This window comes from Pontiella sulfatireligans, assembly GCF_900890705.1.
GTDB classification, from domain to species: Bacteria; Verrucomicrobiota; Kiritimatiellia; order Kiritimatiellales; family Pontiellaceae; genus Pontiella; species Pontiella sulfatireligans.
Map to the genome: position 1 here is coordinate 2,048,449 of NZ_CAAHFH010000001.1, position 16,534 is coordinate 2,064,982.

At 53.6% G+C, this 16,534-nt stretch carries 8 protein-coding genes; 3 read left to right on the forward strand and 5 right to left on the reverse strand.

All coding sequences use genetic code 11. The features are described 5' to 3' along the window. The first annotated feature begins 97 nt into the window (after positions 1–97). Positions 98–1,663 (forward strand): sulfatase family protein, encoded by a 1,566-nt coding sequence (locus SCARR_RS06930; RefSeq protein WP_136060772.1) that lies wholly within the window; start codon positions 98–100, stop codon positions 1,661–1,663. Here the strand turns inward: SCARR_RS06930 and SCARR_RS06935 are convergent. Next, positions 1,628–3,871 carry a right-handed parallel beta-helix repeat-containing protein gene (locus SCARR_RS06935; RefSeq protein WP_168433074.1) on the reverse strand — a complete coding sequence of 748 codons (2,244 nt, stop codon included), beginning with the start codon at positions 3,869–3,871 and terminating at the stop codon, positions 1,628–1,630. The genes SCARR_RS06930 and SCARR_RS06935 overlap by 36 nt on opposite strands. Before the next feature lie 164 nt (positions 3,872–4,035). Between SCARR_RS06935 and SCARR_RS06940 the strand changes: the two genes are divergently transcribed. Both SCARR_RS06940 and SCARR_RS06945 read left to right on the forward strand, forming a co-directional pair. Then, positions 4,036–5,538 carry an alpha-L-fucosidase gene (locus tag SCARR_RS06940; protein WP_168433075.1) on the forward strand — a complete coding sequence of 501 codons (1,503 nt, stop codon included), beginning with the start codon at positions 4,036–4,038 and terminating at the stop codon, positions 5,536–5,538. An 86-nt stretch (positions 5,539–5,624) separates the two neighbouring features. After that, complete coding sequence (locus SCARR_RS06945; RefSeq protein ID WP_136060775.1) at positions 5,625–7,091, forward strand: sulfatase-like hydrolase/transferase; 1,467 nt, start codon at positions 5,625–5,627, stop codon at positions 7,089–7,091. Positions 7,092–7,429: 338 nt separating this feature from the next. On the opposite strand, the gene SCARR_RS06950 is transcribed toward SCARR_RS06945, so the two are convergent. The 4 genes from SCARR_RS06950 to SCARR_RS06965 all read right to left on the reverse strand — a co-directional run bounded on the left by SCARR_RS06950 (position 7,430) and on the right by SCARR_RS06965 (position 16,517). Then, the gene (locus SCARR_RS06950; RefSeq protein ID WP_222846204.1) at positions 7,430–10,600 is read right to left on the reverse strand and encodes a glycoside hydrolase family 2 TIM barrel-domain containing protein; all 3,171 of its coding nucleotides are present in this window, start codon (positions 10,598–10,600) and stop codon (positions 7,430–7,432) included. Between the two features lie 4 nt (positions 10,601–10,604). Further along, the gene (locus SCARR_RS06955) at positions 10,605–12,053 is read right to left on the reverse strand and encodes an arylsulfatase (protein WP_407984805.1); all 1,449 of its coding nucleotides are present in this window, start codon (positions 12,051–12,053) and stop codon (positions 10,605–10,607) included. A 160-nt stretch (positions 12,054–12,213) separates the two neighbouring features. After that, complete coding sequence (locus SCARR_RS06960) at positions 12,214–14,616, reverse strand: glycoside hydrolase family 95 protein (RefSeq protein WP_222846206.1); 2,403 nt, start codon at positions 14,614–14,616, stop codon at positions 12,214–12,216. Further along, positions 14,613–16,517 (reverse strand): M60 family metallopeptidase, encoded by a 1,905-nt coding sequence (locus SCARR_RS06965; RefSeq protein WP_222846207.1) that lies wholly within the window; start codon positions 16,515–16,517, stop codon positions 14,613–14,615. Before SCARR_RS06965 ends, SCARR_RS06960 begins: the two co-directional genes overlap by 4 nt. Positions 16,518–16,534 lie beyond the last annotated feature (17 nt).

Below are 16,534 nucleotides of genomic sequence, written 5' to 3' on the forward strand. Positions count from 1 at the left end.
TTCATTTTGCGAACCAAACGATAAAAAGCATCAAACCTTCAGCGCTAAAGAGTGTTATAGAGGAGAAGCGACTTCCTCAATAAACGGAGAATTGTTCATGAAACAATGCAAAACCGTGGTCAGCCTGTTGACCATCTGCGCACTGGCCACCGGCATGGCCAATGCATCTAAACGCCCCAACATTCTATTCATCGTGACCGACGACCAGTGGCGGACGGAGTTTAATTTTCTTCAGGAAGGACGAGACGCCGAAGGGAAATCGCTGAATCTGACTCCGACCATCGACCGCCTCTCGAGCGAGGGCATTATTCTCGACCGGATGTATGCCGCGTCCACAGTATGCACCCCGAGCCGCTACAGCGTACTGACCGGCGAATATCCCAGCCGCAGTCAGGACAAGGGCTTCTTGAACGACATGGCAGAATTCGGCAACCAGCCCAACCCGCATTTCAATGTGCACATAACTCCCGGAAAACCCAATATGGGCAACGTACTCAAGGCCAACGGATACTTTACAGGTTTCGCGGGAAAGAACCACGTGCTTAACGACGGAGCAATCAAGGTTCCGAGCATCACGAAATGGCGCGAGGCCGATCCGTTCGATCCAAAAACACAGGCCTTCCTGCAAAGCAAGCAGGCCGCCGAAGTTCAGAGCGTCCTCAACAATGGCTTCGACTATGCCGCCAGCATCTATGCCGGCAACGTCCCCGGCCATATGCCGATCAAGATGGAAGCGCACAACCAGGATTGGATCACCAAGGGAGGAATCGACTTCCTCGACCTCGCCGCCAAGCAGGACAAGCCGTTCTATCTCCACTTTTGTTCCACCCTCAACCATGGTCCCGGCCCTGCCGGGCACAAGTATTCCGCGAATCCCCTTTTCACGCCCGGCGGCGTTTTAAAAGAGGAACTGAATGTCCAGCCTGGACGCAACACTATTCCGAAACGGCTCAAGGCTGCAGGTTATAACATCAAGGGCGACCACGCCGATGCCCTGTGGCTTGACGATGGCATCAATGCCATCGTTTCCAAAATCGAAGTCATGGGCAAACTCGACAACACGATCATCTTTTTCTTTGTCGACAACGGAATGGAAGCCAAAGGGGCGCTGTACGAAGGGGGCGCGCATGTCCCTGCGTTTGTGTGGGCAAAAAACCTCAAGGGCGGATGGCGGACGGAGCAGCTGCTGGGCAACATTGACTTTGCCCCAACCGTCTACGACCTCTGCGGTATTCCCGCAACCAGCCAACCCAAAATGGACGGCAAAAGCTTTGTCGAAATCCTCAACAGCGTAAACAAGCCGATCCACGATGCAATCCATCTGCAGATCGGCTCCAGCCGCGCGGTGCTGAAGGACGGTTTCAAATATATTGCATGGCGTGTACATCCCGACCGCGAGGCCAACTTTGATATCCCAACGTCTGGAAAACCAAAATCGCTCTACCACATTGCTTCCACGCGCGGCGGGCGCAGTTTGGAAAAAAAGATTCCCAAAAACTATGCCTGCTACTGGGACGCCGACCAGCTCTACGATCTCGAAAAAGATCCCAACGAACAGAACAACCTCGCCAAGAATCCGGAATACGCCCCAAAGCTGGCGATGATGAAGCGACTGCTTTCCGAGCAGTTAAAAGGACAACCCGGAAGCTTTGGCGAGTTCTGATCGTCCTTCGCCCGTCGTAAACTTCCAGACATTGGAAAGCCGTTCACTTTCACCGGTATTGGCACCAACCCGCCAGTAGTAGGTCTTGTCCGGCTCTAGTTCGGGGGGATCGACTATGTTGGAGAAGCCTTTGATCTCTGCAATCGGCTTTAAAGCATCCGGGGACGTACCGAAGTAGATCTTGTGGGAATCCATCTTGTACGCATGGAGAAACATCAGGTCAGTATCGAGAGGAACATGCTGCGCCCCATTCTTCGGTACTGGTGTAGCGGCGGTTTCCATTCTGCAACCAGGAATCCAGTAGGTAGCGGCTCCGGCTTCATAGGCGCCGATATCGGGCTGACCCACGGCCTCGATTCCCGGAAACCGGATTTTCTCTCCGGGAAGATCAGCGCGGCAAATGTTCACGCCCTGATCGATAAGCCCCGTCACATTTTTTTTTGGCCGAAAATCGAAGTTGTCGGGATCGCGGAGCAGGCGACGCACAGATCCTTCGCCAGACATGTTAGCCATCATTTCTGCAGGAATACCGTTCGTCCGGCTTTTCATATTCCATTCAACCAAGTGGTCCACCAGATTGTTGCAGACCAGCGTATGTTCGTTGTGGACATCGGTTGCGCCAAATCCTTTCGGGATCGCCACGAAACAATCAAATGCCGTATTTTTCGCGAACAACTGATAATCGCCCTTAAACTTGTTGCCGCCAGTTCCATCTTGAACATTGAAAAAGACGTTCTCGACAACGGCCGCATCGGTGCCGAATGTGCTGGTGGTTGAATCGAACCGCATCGCCTGCTGTTTGGTATCGTGCACCCAGTTGCGCCTGGCCACCGTGCCGGGTTGCGAAGGCGTGCCGATGTTGATGGCCGAGCCGTCGTGCTGCAGCAGGCTGGTGTTGTAGATATGGTTCCCTTCAATCGTTGATCCAGCTCCAAGACGAATGCCTTCCGACGCACCCGTGGTGTGTAGGGTGCAGTTTTTGACCGTAACCCGATCGCCCCCTGCCAGCGCCCCTGCTCCCCCGCTGGAATTAACGACCCATTCAACATCGTGGACATAGCAGTTTTCCAACACCGCGCCGGAACTAAACAGCCCAATGGCCGGGGAGTTTGGATATTCAATAGAACAATTCCTGACTACATTGCCGCAATCGCCCTCGCCCGAATTATAAATGAGCGTCATGGCGTTGCCGCCATCCGCCGGCGGCTTGTTGCTGAACCAGCCCAACTCTCCCAACACGAACTTGTGCGTGCTGGGATAAAGCAGCTGACTATCTTCGATCAACATGTTCTCACACTCATCCAACAGAAACGTGGTTGCAAAAAAATCGATCCCGATAAATTGCACATGCGCACAATTGCGGGCAACCAGGTTAAAATCGCGAACCTTGCCGCGCAGATCCGGCTTCTGCCCCGGTGCAGGCTTAAAATAGAGGGTCTTTGTTTTCGCATCGAACCACCACTCATTTTCATGATCCAGCGCCGGAAGACCATAGAGGCAATATTCCAGAAACTTCAACATGCGCGTGCCTTCAGGATCATACGTAAACTGGTTGCTGCCCGCCTTATGCTCCAGCACCGGCCGCGCCCAGGTCAGCCAATGGCCAATATTCAGAACGGCAATCGCTCCTGAAAAATCTTTCCCGGTTTCAGCCAGCGTCTGTGCCCCGAAGCCCTCATGATTGCGGTCAAAAACAATACCCGGCTGCGTAACGCTCTCGGAACGCCCCAGTTTGTTGTCCCATTTCCGGTCGGTTGACCGCATGGATTTATGTACGTCCCAGATCGAACCGTCACTGACCGACGCATTCGGCCACCGGGCAAGATCAACCGGTGTATTGCCCTCAAACAGCTGCCACATATCCTGCTCGACGGCTGTTTTGACGATGCCGTCTTCCCACTCATCCCAGTCCGGTGTTATGGAAGCAGTCCCATCCAACACCACGGTTTCATTCTGATAGGCCCGAAAAATGAATGGATGGTCGGCTGCCCCTTTCATCTCTTCGATTTCCAAGGGTTGGAAATAGGTTCCCCCCCGCACAAAGCAAATGTCCCCCGCCGACATCTTTTGAGCAGCAGTCTGCAATGATGCAAAAGGCCGTTCTAAGGTTCCTGGAGAAACATCACTCCCTGTAGTTGCCACATAAAACTCTGCAGCATATGCCGATGCTGTGCAGAGCATTCCCGCTATAATCGTCAAATTCTTCATCTGTTTTCCTATAAAACTGTTCATACAAGGAAACTCCGCCGAACCGTTTTCTTTGATGAATTATAGTTTATTAGCTATTTTCCCGTAGAATGATCAAACAATCACCCGGTAGCGGGGTTGAATGGTTAAAGCACTTTATGAAAGCAATCCACAGGAGGAATTTGATGAGAAAAATAATCACTGGAATGGCAATCGTTGGTTGCATGGCAACGCTCAGTACGCATGCCGGAGCCAGAGCCAGACCCATGTTCGAAAACACCGTGGAATCGTTGCAGCAATACGAATGCGCCGACTGGTTCCGCGATGCCAAGTTCGGCATCTACCTGCATTGGGGCGCGTACTCCGTCGCTGAACAGGGGGAATGGTATGCCCGCAAGCTGTACGACGAAACCACGCCCGAATATGCCCATCATATAAAAACCTATGGCCATCCTTCCGAATTCGGCTATGCCGACTTTATACCAATGTGGAAGGCCGAGAACTTTGATCCCGATGCCCTGCTCGCACTCTTCAAGCGCTCCGGCGCCAAATATTTCACGCCCTGCGCCGTGCACCACGATAACTTCGACCTGTGGGACTCCAAATACCAGGAATGGAACGCGGTCAACATGGGGCCGAAAAAAGACCTTATCCGCATGTGGAAGGATGCCACGCACAAAGCCGGCCTGCGCTTTGGCGTCACCACCCACCTTTCCCGTTCCTACAGCTGGCTGAACACCGCAAACCAGGCCGATACCAAAGGCCCGAAAAAAGGCGTCCCCTACGATGGAGCGCAAGGTAAGGCCAAAGGACTCTATCCATCCAACGACGGACAAAGCACGCATCCGCGCGCACCCTACGATGCTCCGGCGGAATGGCGCAACCTCTGGGCCAAGCGCGTCAAGCAGCTCATCGACGATTATGAACCAGACACCCTCTATTTCGACTGCGCCGTGCCCTTCCGCGGCAGCGACGCAGGAAAAACCGGCATGGATGTCATCGCCCACTTTTACAACCAGCGCCCCGAAGGCGTCATGGCCATCAAAGAACGTCCATGGCAGGGCCTCTACGCCGACGGCATCGCCACCCTCGACTACGAGCGTGGCAAAGCCGCCTCGATTCTTGATAAGCCATGGCAGACCGACGACTCGATCGGCTCCTGGGGCTACAACCCGGCCAAGCCCTACATGAAGCCCGGCCTCGTGGTCGACAAGATCATCGACATTGTCTCCAAGAACGGCAACATGCTGCTCAACATTCCGATCAAGGCCGACGGCACACTGGACAAAGAAGCCACCGACCTGTTGAACAACGTCGGCGAATGGTTCGACGTCAACGGCGAAGCCATCTACGGCACCCGCCCGTGGTATATGTTCGGCGAAGGCAAAGGAGAGATCGGCGCGCACGACCTCGAATCGGCGCTGACGTCACGCGATATCCGCTACGTAACCAAAGGCGACACCCTTTATGCTTTCGTCATGGATTGGCCCAATGCCAAGAAAAAACCGGTTGTACTCGAAAACATCACCGCCATGAACACCCGCGTCGCCGAAGTGGTTTCCGTGGAACTGCTCGGACATGACGGCAAACTCGACTGGGAAAGCAGTGGGGACGGGCTCCAGATCTGGTTCCCGAAAGAAAAACCCTGCGAGCATGCATACGCACTCAAAATTGGATTTAAAAAATAATCCTCTCCCCCATGCCATTCCGGCAGTTCCAATCTCTGGAAACATCCAGAGATTGGAGAGTTTTTCGAAACACCAAGGAGCGCCTCATGCTGAAACATCTCTTCGCAATCGCCATTTTGGGATCACTGACAACGGTTCATGCCAAATCCGATAAGCCTAACATCCTCTTTATCTTCGCGGACGACATGTCATACGAAACCATCGGGGCATACGGCCTGCTCGATATCGACACCCCACACCTCGACAAGATGGTCGAAGCCGGAACAACCTTTACCCACGCCTACAACATGGGTGCATACAACGGCGCCGTTTGCGTGGCAAGCCGAGCCATGCTCAACACCGGGCGCTTTGTCTGGAACACCTATGCCCACGACACCGGCCCTAAAATGAAAAAGGAAGTCCAAGACAGGCGCATGTGGTCGCAGCTAATGAATAAAGCCGGCTACCGCACCTATATGACCGGCAAGTGGCACGTGAAAGCCAAACCGGAAGACATCTTCGATGTTGCGGTACACGAACGCCCCGGCATGCCCAACCAGACGCCGGAAGGCTACAACCGTCCCGTTGATGAAGAAGATTACAAAAACGGATGGAAACCCTGGGAAACCAAATATGAAGGCTTCTGGAAAGGCGGCAAACATTGGAGCGAAGTCGTTGCCGACGACAGTATCAATTTCCTCAACGATGCCAAAACCCACGACGAGCCCTTCTTCATGTATCTGGCCTTTAACGCCGCCCACGACCCGCGCCAGGCGCCAAAGGAATACGTCGACCGCTATCCGCTCGACCGCGTCAAGCTGCCAGAAAACTTTGTTCCGAAATATAAATATCAGGACGAGATCGGCTGCGGCGAAGAACTGCGCGATGCACGCCTCGCCCCGTTCCCTCGCACCGAATATTCCGTGAAGGTCAACCGGCAGGAATACTTTGCCCTCATCACCCACATGGACGACCAGATTGGCCGCATCCTCCAGGCCTTGGAAGAAACCGGCCAGGCCGATAACACCTACATTGTCTTCACCGCCGACCACGGCCTGGCCATCGGTCACCACGGCTTGATCGGCAAGCAGAATATGTACGACCACAGTGTCCGGGTCCCGTTCATGGTCGTTGGCCCCAACGTCAAAAAGGGCGAAAAGAATAATGCGCCGATTTATCTGCAGGACATCATGCCCACCGCGCTCGACCTCGCCGGCGCTCCAATCCCGGACGATGTAGAATTCAAAAGCCTGTTGCCCATGCTCAAAGGCGAAAAGAAACACTACGACTCCATCTACGGCGCATATAAAGGGCAGCAGCGCATGATCTGCAAAGACGACTGGAAGCTCATCCACTACCCCACCGCCGACGCCAACCGTCTCTACAACATGAAGGCCGACCCGTTCGAGCAGAACGACCTGGCCACAAATCCGGAATACGCATCAAAAGTTAAGGAGCTGAAAACCGCCCTGCTCACACTAAGCGCCGACCTCAGCGACCCGCTCGACTATAACAACCCCGTCGAAAGCTGGAAGAAAGCCGCCTCGGCAAAGAACAAGAAAAGTACGCACTAGATGCTGTCAGGCAGGCGTTCTAGACTTTGACATTCACTTAATTACACCACTCTTTTGGCGGGGCCGTGAGGACAGGCATCCCGTAGACAGCACAACCACCTAGCCTTAAAATACTTACAAATCTACCGCAACAGCCAGACACTCCACACGGGACATCCGGGTTGACGGAGGGGAACCGACCGGGCTATATTTAAAATATGATTGCTGGAGATAATTAAGGGGGGTCCTAAACTCCCGCCACCAAAACTACTCTATCATCCTGATTGGAACAGTGCTCCAAAGATTAGTGTTTTGAAGTTTGCCCCCACCACCATATGATTAAAACTGAAAGCATCGTACTAGCGGTTAACAGGACTCAAAGTAAATGCCCAGCTGTACTTTCCTGCTGGCACGCGGTAATGCTCCAGCGGAAGGGCTTTAGTTGACCAGGAGTCGGTACCGCCTACGCCCATCTGTTTGTGATCAATGTTAAGCGTGTAAAAGCCCTGATCTGCCAGATCATAGGTATGCTGCGCGGCTTCCAGATTTTCCGCCGACCAAGGCCAGATAGAGAAGCCGAATGGTTCGGCTCCATCGACCCGCAGTGTACCTTCGCCGCCAGCCAGTTCAACCCAGCGTGTTTCAGTATGGTTTCCGTTTTCCTGAGGCATGGCATATTCAAAGTGCATTTCCGACGTCGGCTGTTCATACAACCCGACTTCGGCACCGGCATTGCGGTCGACATAGTTTTCCCAGGGTCCTTTGCCGAAATAGCGCGTCGTCGAAAAATCACTGGATATCCCCATGGCGAATCCTAACCGAGGCATCGGCGGCAAAGAAGGGTCAGCATCAAGTTCCATGGCCACTTCCACCTCGCCGTTTCCGTTGAAGGTATAGGTTATGACAAGATCGGTTTGATCCGCGCTCTTCTTAACCACAACCATTGCTGATGATTTATCCGTCTTCTGTAATTCAACCGATTCGGTTTTAAGCTTTCCGTCCAGTTCCATCCAGTACTTCATCAGCTTATGGGTTTTCCCTCCCTTTTTGTCGTTATCCGTCTGAGGGCGCCAGAATGCCGGGCGCAGCGGGCTTTTAATCCATTCGTCCCCATCGATCTCATAGCTGTTGAGTTCGCCAGTAGCCTTATTCACCTTTGCCGAGAAACCTTTTCCTGTGAGCTCGATGAATTTATTCGACTCTTTTGAAGAGAGCTTGGCGTCCGTTTCCGGCCGGCTTGGCGAGCCATCCCTGCCTTTAACAAGGAACTGTTCCTTTGCAATTTCAAAACCGGCTTTGCACCAGGGTTTGCCGGTTGTTTCATGGACACTCAGACGAAGCCACTGCTCTGTGCCTGAAGAGCTTTCCAGAGATTGGAATGGGATTTTTATTTCATGGCTTTGTCCTGCCGGAATATCGATTGCTCCCAACACGCCTTCCTGAACCACGGCACCCTCCTCGGATAGGTTCCAACGAATGGAATAGTCTTTCGTATTGGTAAAATTGAAGCGGTTGATCAGCGTCACCTTCCCTGCTTTCAAATCGACGGCTTCAAAAGCGACCGGCTGGAAGATATATTTACACGCCCACGTTTTCGGACCGGGCGTACGGTCGGAATTGATTACTCCGTTCATGCAGAAGTTGCCGCTGTTGGGCTGGTCGCCGAAGTCGCCGCCATAAGCGAAGAAAGCCATGCCGTCTTTATTGGTGGTCAGCACGCCTTGGTCGATCCAGTCCCAAATATAACCGCCCAGCAAATTAGGCTTGGAGCGGATCAGGTTCCAATAGTCGGTCATATTGCCAAGCGAGTTGCCCATGGCGTGGGCATATTCGCACATGACAATCGGCCGCGTAATGTGTTCAGCTTCGGCAAGCGCCTTAAGCTGGGGAACAGAGGAATACATGCGGCTGATGCAATCCACATACGGAGAATCATCCGGGTTTGCAGGAAGCTCCCACTTCTGTGATTCAAAGCCTCCTCTGGGGATGTAGTCCGGATGGTTTGGATCGCCCTGTGCGCCTTCATAGTGAACAAATCGAGTGGGATCAAAATCTTTGACCCACGATGCCGCGGCGGCATGGATCGGCCCGTAGCCGGTTTCATTACCAAGCGACCAGGAAACAACAGACGGGTGGTTTTTGTCGCGCTCCACCATGCGGATGACACGATCGTTCACCGCATAATGCCAGGATGCCCGGTTCACCAGCTGCCCACGTACTCCATGCGATTCGACATTGGCTTCGTCCATGACGTAGATGCCGTATTCATCGCACACGTCGTAAAAATAGGGATCGTTGGGATAGTGCGACGTGCGAACGGCGTTGAAATTGAACTGCTTCATGAGTTCCACATCCCGGCGATAATCCTCGCGGGTGAGCGCCTTGCCTTCAAGATGGTCGTGGTCGTGGCGGTTGACCCCCATCATCTTAACGGGAACCCCGTTGACGAGCACTTCGGCCTTGTCGCTGATTTTGACCGACCGGAAGCCGACCTTGCAGCTGCGCGCTTCCATTAATTGGTTGTCTTTATCCGTCAGCTTAAAAACCAGCGTGTAGAGGTAAGGATCTTCCGCCGACCATTTCCGGGGATTGGAAACCTGCGCTTCGAGCAACCCGAACGGCACATTGTCTCGTTGGGGATAGAATTCATTCAAAATCTTATGCACCCCGCTGTGCATCGGTTTTTCAAGCACGGGATTTCCTTCAGCGCCATACAGCTGAGCCGTCAGGTTCCATCCTTTGGAATTATCCAGCGCATCCGAGAGAATCCGGGGGCGAACGCGCAACAGTGCATTTTCATAATTTTCATCCAGATCCGTCCGAACAAAAAAATCGTTGAGGGCGATTTTAGGCTGAGCCAGCAGCAGCACCTCGCGATGGATACCGCTCAACCGCCACATATCTTGATCTTCCAGATAGGACCCGTCCGACCAGCGGAACACCTGAACCGCCAACCGGTTTTTGCCTTCCTTCACAAATTCAGTGATGTCGAACTCGGCAGGCAGACGGCTGCCTTGACTATACCCGACAAGCTCCCCGTTCAACCATACGTAGAAAGCTGAAGAAACGCCGCCGAAGTGGAGAATGATTCGCTGGTCTTTCCAATCCTTTGAAACCTCGAAATCCCGAACGTAGGAGCCCACAGGATTCGTACGGTCAATAAAGGGTTCGTTTGGAGTAAAGGGATATTTTTCATTGGTGTAGATGGGCTGTCCATGCCCCTTCATCTCCCAACTGGACGGAACCTTGAGCGTATCCCATGAGGACGCATCGTATCCGGTCTTGAAGAAATTCATCGGACGGTCTTTTGAGTCAGGCGTAAACTTAAACTTCCAATCGCCGTTAAGCAAAACCATGCGTGACTTTGCGCGATCCCCCTTCAGCGCATCCGCTTCGGTTTCATAGGAATAGGATGTTGCACGGGTGCTCAGCTTCCCCTGCTCGATCATCCGCTCGTTTTCCCAGTCGTTTTGAAAGGCATGGGACGATGCGACTGAAGCCGCCAATAAAAAAAAGATTGAAGCTTTCAATATACTATTCTCCTTTAAACTGCGTCTGGCCGAAGGTGAAGATTTCGGAGTGGGTGCGCGCGCCATCCATGATGTGCCGGATCTGCTCAACCGTCTCTGGATGCTCGGCGGCGATATTCTTCTGCTCGCCGGGATCAACCGAAAGGTCGAACAGCTTCATGGGTTCATTCGGATTTTTGAGTACGTTGTAACGCACGCCCTTCCACTTGCCCATGCGTACGGCAATACGGCCGCCCTTTTCATGAAACTCCCAATAGAGGTACTTGTGCTCCGGCTGGCCGCCCTTTCCTAGCAATGTCGGAACCATGGAAAGGCCATCCGTATTCTTTGGCGTTTCAACACCGGCCAGTTCGGTGAACGTCGGCACCATATCCCAGAAAGCAGAAATATGCTCCGAGGTCGTTCCCGATGCAATCTTGCCCGGCCAATAGGCCATCATCGGCACATGCACCCCGCCCTCGAAAAGGTCGCGCTTATAACCGCGGTACGGCCCGTTGCTGTTGAAAAACTGCGGATCCGCCCCGCCTTCCTGATGCGCGCCGTTGTCGGACGTAAAGATAATCAGCGTGTTGTCGGCAATGCCCAATTTCTCCGACAGCGCAACAATTTCACCGACCTGATCGTCAAGTAATGTAATCATCGCCGCGAATGCCGCATGGGGTTCCGCTTGCGACTGATAACGGCCAAGGCGCAGCTCCGGCCCTTCATCCACCCCTTCGTAGGGCTCTCCTTCTTCTATTATCCCGCTGAACTGTTTCATGTACTTCTCGGGAGCCGCCAACTCGGCGTGCGGGATGATGGACGCGACATAGCAAAAGAACGGCCGGTCTTTGTTGTCCTCAATAAATTTGAGCGTGTGTTCATGGATCAGCTCCGGCCCATATGCACCTTTGGCCGTTCCAGCATTGGCGTCCAGAACCACCTTCTCTTCGTTATCCCAAAGGTGAAAGGGATAATAGTGGTGTCCAAGCCGCTGGCAGTTATAACCGTAAAACACATCGAAGCCCTGCTTAAGCGGATCGCCCTCAGAGCCGGGATAGCCCAGCCCCCATTTGCCGAACGCGCCACTAACATAGCCGGCGGGCTTCAGCATTTCCGGCAAAAGCAGCACCTCGTCGGGGATCGGATGCTGCCCTTCAGGCATGATTTCCTTGTTCCCACGCACGAATGTGTGCCCCGTATGCTGGCCGGTCAGCAAAGCCGAGCGCGACGGCGCGCAGACCGTGCTGCCGGAATAATGGTTCGCAAAAAACATGCCCTTCTCTTTCAGCGCATCAATGTTCGGCGTCTGGAAATGTTCCTGCCCCAGACAGCTCAAATCGCCGTAGCCGAGATCATCGGCCAAAATATAAATTATGTTTGGTTTCGGCGAGCTCGCCACAAGCGGCCGCGACGCAGCCGCTGCCCCTGTCGCCATGGCACAGCACAACACCAAATAGTTCCATCTCTTCATCATCGCATTTTCTCCGCTAAATAAATCAAGGCGCCAACCAATGGCACCCATTCCTACACTATAAACGCCGGCTCATCGCAAAAAGTGACGCGCCGGCGAAGAAAGGATCAGACCTAAACGGCAAGAATTACTGTCACCGATGGTTTCTCATTCGCAATCCTTATCGTAAAATCGTTGTTAAGTCGTAAGTGCCGTTCTTTTGGGTTTTTAACGCAGCTGTTTTGTCGCCGTAGCGAACTGTGCATGGGTTGCCCAGTTTCGAACGCAGCGTGGCCGTGACGAGCGTTCCGTTTTCCCACGCCATGTCCACCTCAAACCCGCCTCGGGCGCAAAGGCCGCTGACCGATCCGTCCGCCCAGGCTTTCGGCAGCGCGGGAAGCAGTTCAATAAGGCCGGCGTGCGATTGCTGCAGCATCTCAGCCATGCCGGCCGTGCCGCCAAAGTTGCCGTCGATCTGGAAAGGCGCATGTTTGTCGAACAAGTTGTTGTAGGTGGATTTCTTGAGTAGCAGGCCCATGTTTTCATGCGCCTTTTCAGCGTCCCGGAAACGCGCCCAAAAGTTGATGATCCACGCCCGGCTCCAGCCGGTATGCCCGCCGCCTTTTGACAGGCGGTAATCAATAGTCTTTCTGGCGGCAGCGACCATTTCCGGGCTGTTGTATACGTTGTACTGGCGGCCGGGATGGAGCCCAAACAGATGGGAAATATGCCGATGACCGGGCGAAGGTTCCTCAAATTCTTCCGTCCACTCCATGAGCCGGCCGTCTGCTCCAATTTGCGGAAGCGCCAAATTGTCGAGCGCGTGCTGAACGTTACGGGTGAATTCATCCCGTATGCCGAGAATTTTCGAAGCTTCCAGCGTATTTGAAAACACATCCCAGATAATTTCCTGATCCATCGATGGCCCCATGGTCAGGTTGCATTTCGTTTTTGTTCCGGGCGCGAAAAATACATTTTCCGGCGAGGTGCTCGGCCCAGACACCAGCTTGCCTGTCTTTGGATCCTTAACCAGCCAATCCAGAAAAAAGAGCGATGTTTCCTTCAGGATCGGATAAGCCCGATCCATCAAGAATTCCTGATCGCCGGTAAAGCGGTAGTGCTCCATAAAGTGCTGGGTGCACCAAGCGCCGCCAACAACCCACTGGCCATACTGGACCTTGCCGAACGGCACAGTGAAATGCCAGGCATCGGAGGTGTGGCCGGCCAAGAATCCCCGACAGCTATACAGATCTTGTGCGGTCTTCTTGCCCGAAGGCACCAGCTGTTCAATATAGTCCATAAACGGCAGATGGCACTCCGACAGGTTGCAGGTTTCGGCAGGCCAATAGTTCATCTGCATATTAATGTTTATATGGTAATCGCTGTTCCAGGGCGCCTCCAGATCCTTGCACCAGATGCCCTGCAAATTGGCCGGCATGCAACCCGGGCGCGACGAGGTGATCAGCAGATAGCGGCCATACTGAAAATACAGCGCCTCAAAATTCGGGTCATCCTCGCCTTTGCCATAGCCTTTCAGCCGATCAAGGGTCGGCCTGCTTGAGGGTTTTCCAAGATTTAAGACGACCCGCCGGAACAGCGCCTGATGCGCAGCAACGGCATCCGCCTTCAGCTTGTCGCAGCCTTTTTTCTGCGCGGCAGAAATGATATTATTGCATTTTTCAACCAAGTCATGCGTAAACGGTTGCGCGGTATCTTCCCGGTTGTAATCGGTCTCCGCCACAATATAGAGGATGGCGGAATCCGCCGATTCGATCAATAGCACCCCGTCTTCAATCCGAGTGGTGCCGTTTTCGGTCTCCACCTTATAGACGCTGGCAAACTTGACGCCCATATGCTTGTCGCCTTGCGACGCCTGGCCGGAAGCAATCAGAGTATCGTTTCCTTCCGCCGTAACCGCAAAAACCCCATCCCGTTCAACCCGGGCACGGAAGGACACGGAACCGGGTTTATCCGCCGTGATTTTGATGGCAATGACATCATCCACCGCACTTGCCGTCACTTCGCGGGTAAAGGTGGTGCCCCCTACTTTGTAACGCGTGGAAGCAATTGCCGTGTCGAGATCCAGATCTCGGCGGTACCCGCTCGCGGTATTGGTGTGCCCAAAATCGAGGCGTAGCTCCCCCATCGTCTGGTAGCTTCTCGGCGAGATGCGCTCGGCCATAACCGCCTGCTGCTTTTTCTGCGCCTCTACATATTTCCCGTCGAAGAGAAGCTGCCGAACGTCATCGATGGTGCCTCGGATGTTTTCCTTAACCACTGGAACCGGCGGGCCTGCCCAGATGGAATCCTCGTTCAGCTGGATGAGTTCCTGCGAAACCCCGCCATAGACCATCGCCCCCAATCGCCCGTTGCCGACCGGCAGCGCTTCTTCCCAATGCGTGGCCGGACGGTTATACCATAATGACAAAGAGCTGGACGGCGCTTGATTCAGCGGCTGGACTTCCGACGCTTCCGAATAATTAAACTTGCTCTTCTTTTTCTGCTTTGGGGCAGCATCGGTTTCGAGCGCGAACATCATGCCCATAAGGACAACAAGTCCGGAGTTGACTAGAATTTTTTTCATTTTCTCACCCCTTCGTCAAAATATTGATCAATAATCTGCTGCAAGGCGATCTGCGTCGCCCTGCCGTGTTCCTCGCTATACCGATCCAGCCAAACCGAGTACCAGCCCTCGCCATAAAGCAGATTTTTCGGTTTGCCCAGCCCCTTTGGGTATATGGTTTCCGTATGCCTATTAAAGGCGGCATTATCCATCGGAATCATGGTTTTATAGTATTGCAGACGCTCATATATTTTGCGCGATGATTTCAACCCTTCTTTTCGCATCCGTTTTGCTAGCGCGTCAGGATTCTCCGGTTGCACACCCCAAAAGTGGATCAGCGGCGTCAGGTCGGCTCCCGCGGCTTTCGAAAGCCGAAGTATGCGATCATCAGTGGGATCGTTGTTCTGCGGCACTTTGTCACCCGGTTGATAGCGCTCGTTTTCCTCATTCCAGAAGCGGCCGAGCACCTCCCACCCGAACAGGTTGGCAATCTCCACATACCGCCCGAATCCGCGGTGCTGGTATTTGGTTTCATCGCCCGGACGGTTGGAAATATTCATAGGATTGCCCAGCCGGAAGTTTTCAGTAACCATCCACATCACCGCCACCTCATCGATGGCGAGATATTTCATATTGTTCACCGCATCGCCGAACGCCTGATCCAGGCTCCAGTCAAACTTGCGATTCATAACGGCAACATGCGGCAGGTTCACCGCGGCCTCAACCTCGCCCTTGAACTTGGAAAACAGCTGGGAGTGACCCACCTCGTGCAATACCGTCCAGTTGGCATACTGCGGCCCCTTAATCATCCAAGAATGTCTGCACTGCGCGGGATTATTCGGGTCGTAGGCATAGTTGGACTGCGGGTATCCAGGAAAATTGGCATTGCCACGCAACGTTGCATCCACCTGTAAATACAGCACGGTTTTAGACCGCACGAGCGGGCGACCGAACAGCTCGGAAACCCCGTCCATGGCTTTGTCCCAGTCCTGCATCAGGGTCGTCGGATCGTCAAGATTGCAAATCCAGCTCGTCGGCACCTGCATCATGAACTTGTCAGACTCAAAGTCCGTCCACGGCCCTGGGTGCTTCCGCTCCGTTTTACTCCAGTCGGCCAAGGTCGTTTTATCAAAGTTTCGCGCCGAGAAAAACGGTGAACGGACAACGTTCTTCATCTGTATCGTCACGATACCCGCATCCGCTTCGTACGGCACCTCGATATAGATTCCCCCGCCCAAAGGATTCGCAATCAGCGTCCGGGACTCCGTGATTGGATACACCAGCGACACACGATCCAACCGTTTGATCACGGGCTTCTTTTCCAAATCCCACGAGTGCGCACCGACACGCACGGAATAGCCCTTGTTCACCATCGAACGCGGCACCGCCACCTCAGCAATACAGCCCGGTGCCAGATAGCATCCCGTCGGACGACGTGCAGGATCAGTCTGATAGGCTACCGGACTTCCCGCCATCGCCGGTTGCGAAGCGTTAATGCGCACCGTCTGTATCCTATCGGGGCGGGATGGCGGCTCGACCGCTCCGGGAAAATAAGCGGAGGTTTCAAATTTAGCACCCTCGAGCGTGCGTTTGAACTTTTTCAGATTCTCTGGGGTGTAAGCATAATCCATCAATCCCTGCTGAATGGAAAAAATGGCTCGTTCTAATTTCAATCCGCCCGCAGGTTTTCGAGGGAAACCTCGTTGGGTTTCCGGCGTCATGAAAAGCGGACCGACCGTGCTTTCATATTGATGGACAAGCTCGAATGCCGCAGCGATGGCAGACTCATCTCGTCCCAACCGTTCCAACTCCCGCTGCATCTCCACCGTCTTATCAAGCAATGGCTCGAAAGCGTGCACGACACCGGTCATTGAAAAAACAAGCAATAGACTCACCGTTGAAACTATCCCGAATCGCATCATGGCATCTGCACCTGATT

What these genes read in the sequence shown, in the direction of transcription:
- SCARR_RS06930 (WP_136060772.1), top strand. Translation starts at nt 98, where the DNA reads ATGAAACAATGCAAAACCGTGGTCAGCCTGTTGACCATCTGCGCACTG.
- SCARR_RS06935 (WP_168433074.1), bottom strand. Translation starts at nt 3,871, where the DNA reads ATGAAGAATTTGACGATTATAGCGGGAATGCTCTGCACAGCATCGGCA.
- SCARR_RS06940 (WP_168433075.1), top strand. Translation starts at nt 4,036, where the DNA reads ATGAGAAAAATAATCACTGGAATGGCAATCGTTGGTTGCATGGCAACG.
- SCARR_RS06945 (WP_136060775.1), top strand. Translation starts at nt 5,625, where the DNA reads ATGCTGAAACATCTCTTCGCAATCGCCATTTTGGGATCACTGACAACG.
- SCARR_RS06955 (WP_407984805.1), bottom strand. Translation starts at nt 12,053, where the DNA reads ATGAAGAGATGGAACTATTTGGTGTTGTGCTGTGCCATGGCGACAGGG.
- SCARR_RS06960 (WP_222846206.1), bottom strand. Translation starts at nt 14,616, where the DNA reads ATGAAAAAAATTCTAGTCAACTCCGGACTTGTTGTCCTTATGGGCATG.
- SCARR_RS06965 (WP_222846207.1), bottom strand. Translation starts at nt 16,517, where the DNA reads ATGATGCGATTCGGGATAGTTTCAACGGTGAGTCTATTGCTTGTTTTT.